Source organism: Mesorhizobium sp. M5C.F.Ca.IN.020.29.1.1, assembly GCF_003997375.1.
Lineage (GTDB): Bacteria > Pseudomonadota > Alphaproteobacteria > Rhizobiales > Rhizobiaceae > Mesorhizobium > Mesorhizobium wenxiniae.
In genome coordinates, this window is record NZ_RZSW01000945.1 from 1 (window position 1) to 1,422 (window position 1,422).

Sequence of the window (1,422 nt, forward strand, 5' to 3'; positions counted from 1 at the left end):
GCCATCTGCTCGCCGGACTGGTCAAGGACGGCAGGCCGGACCTGTGGACCGAAGCCGCCAAGGCGATCATGACCACGGACACCTATCCGAAACTGGCGACCGCGACGGTAAAACTCGGCGACGCCGACGTCACCATCAACGGTATTGCCAAGGGCGCCGGCATGATCGCGCCCGACATGGCGACGATGCTCTCCTTCATCGCCACCGATGCGCCGATCGCAGCCCCCGTGCTGCAGGATCTTTTGTCACGCGGCACGGCCAAGACCTTCAATGCGGTCACCGTCGACAGCGACACCTCGACCAGCGACACGCTGCTGATGTTCGCCACCGGCACCGCATCCAGGCGCGGCGCGCCTGACATCACCGATGCCGGGGATGCGCGCCTCGGCGCCTTCCGCCGCGCGCTCGGCAAGGTGCTGAAATCGCTGGCGCTGCAAGTGGTGCGCGACGGCGAGGGCGCCCGCAAGCAGGTCGAGGTCACCGTCACCGGCGCGCAATCGGCCCGCTCGGCCAAGCGCATCGCGCTGTCGATCGCCAATTCGCCGCTGGTCAAGACGGCGGTCGCCGGCGAGGATGCCAATTGGGGTCGCGTCGTCATGGCCATCGGCAAGGCCGGCGAACCGGCCGACCGCGACCTTCTGTCGATCTGGTTCGGCGATATCAGGCTGGCGCATGAGGGCGAGCGCGACGCCGCCTACTCCGAAGAGGCGACATCGGCCTACATGAAGCGCGACGAGATCCGCATCCATGCCGATATCGGCATCGGCCGCGGCAAGGCGACGGTGTGGACTTGCGACCTCACCAAGGAGTATGTCGCCATCAACGGCGATTATCGGAGCTGATGGCGTTGGTTTCCAGACATCCGGCAAGCGTGCTTGCCATAGTGCGCCGCTATGAGGCGGCCGGCTTTCGCGCCTGGCCGGCGGCGGCGGTCCATTATGACGGCACCTGGGTGGTGCGGCTGACGGCGGGTCATCCGGCCAAGCGGCTGAATTCGGTCAATCCGCTCGATCCGGGCGACATCCAGCACATCGCCGAACGCATCGGCCGCGCCAGCCGCCGCTTCGACGCCTATGGCCGGCCGCTGACCTTCCGCATATCGCCGCTGTCGGGGCCGGTCCTTTCCAAACATCTCGACAGCGAAGGCTGGAGCACATTCGACGAATCGCTGGTCATGCGGCTGCCGCTTTCAGACGCCCAGCTCGATGCCGCCATGGACCAGATTCCGCTGAAGGACATCAGCCGCTTCATCGGCGCGTCGCTCAAGGTAAGCGGCTCGGATGTGTCGCTGCGGCCGGGCCTGTCGGAGATCATCGGCGCCATCCAGCCGGAAGCCGGGCTGTTCGCGCTCGAAAAGGGCACCGAACCGCTGGCGACGCTGATCTGCGTCCATGATGGCGATCTTGCCGGACTGTTCGAGAT

The 1,422-nt window shown here is 66.3% G+C and carries 2 protein-coding genes; both read left to right on the forward strand.

The window, feature by feature from the left end; all coding sequences use genetic code 11:
• The coding region (argJ, locus tag EOA85_RS35235) for a bifunctional glutamate N-acetyltransferase/amino-acid acetyltransferase ArgJ (RefSeq protein WP_127212726.1) at positions 1 to 842 on the forward strand (842 nt) is incomplete at its 5' end.
• Positions 842 to 1,422, forward strand: a 581-nt coding sequence (locus EOA85_RS35240) for a GNAT family N-acetyltransferase (protein ID WP_206523471.1), incomplete at its 3' end; no start/stop codon positions are given. The genes argJ and EOA85_RS35240, both read left to right, overlap by 1 nt.